Source organism: Staphylococcus sp. HMSC34G04 (genome assembly GCF_001838765.1).
GTDB classification, from domain to species: domain Bacteria; phylum Bacillota; class Bacilli; order Staphylococcales; family Staphylococcaceae; genus Staphylococcus; species Staphylococcus epidermidis.
In genome coordinates this window covers 1-789 of record NZ_KV838738.1, presented here as the reverse complement: position 1 = coordinate 789, position 789 = coordinate 1, and the positions used below count along the sequence as shown (strand labels likewise).

Annotated in this window: 1 pseudogene; it reads left to right on the top strand. The window is 27.1% G+C overall.

What is annotated here, in order from left to right:
- A pseudogene (locus HMPREF3241_RS06780) lies at positions 1-516 on the top strand (replication protein); the annotation flags it as partial.
- Positions 517-789 lie beyond the last annotated feature (273 nt).

The following is a 789-nucleotide window of genomic DNA, read 5'->3' as shown; positions in this document are numbered from 1 at the left end:
AAATTGTCGGGTTCGGAACTTAAAAATTGTCGCACTAATAATACTGATATTAGTAATACTGATGTTAGTGACACTAATATTAGTGATACGAATGATTTGAATGATACATATGAAATAAATAAAAATACTAATTATCATTCGAATCATACAAATCATGAATACACTGAATTTAATAATGATGCTTTAAAATTTCAAGTACTTGAGGAACTACCACAACAAATTAAAGAATACTTAAATAAATTTGAAATTAGAGAAATTCGTATTATTAAAAGTGTCTTACTCAAAGGTAAAAAATCGTTTAATAGTAATCATGATACATTCTATCGTTTAGAAGATTTTGAGTTTGAAATTGTGAGCGTCTTAAAACGATTTAAAGCAATGTTAATACAAAAAAATGAAAGTGTAGATGCAATGCAAGGTTATCTTATGCAATCAATTAAAGCTGAATTAGAAGAAGCACATGCATTGAACATGCGTCGTCAAAATATAAAACAACATAATATTTTTAATCAATAATTGAATAATGTGACAATAATCAAGTCATGACTTATAGAATGATGGAGGTTTTAATATGTTAACACCATTCATTGCTGGGGCAGTTCCTATATTAGTCCTAATAGCTATCGCAAAAATAGGTCAGATTATAAAACAAAGTAAGAAACATTAGTAAAAGTTTAAATTTGGATTACGCTTTTTATCCAACCCGTGCCAAGTGCTTAAATTTTATGAATTGTTTTATAATGAAAAACTAAAGTGAAGGTTCTGTTGCAAAGTTAAAATTATATGCAC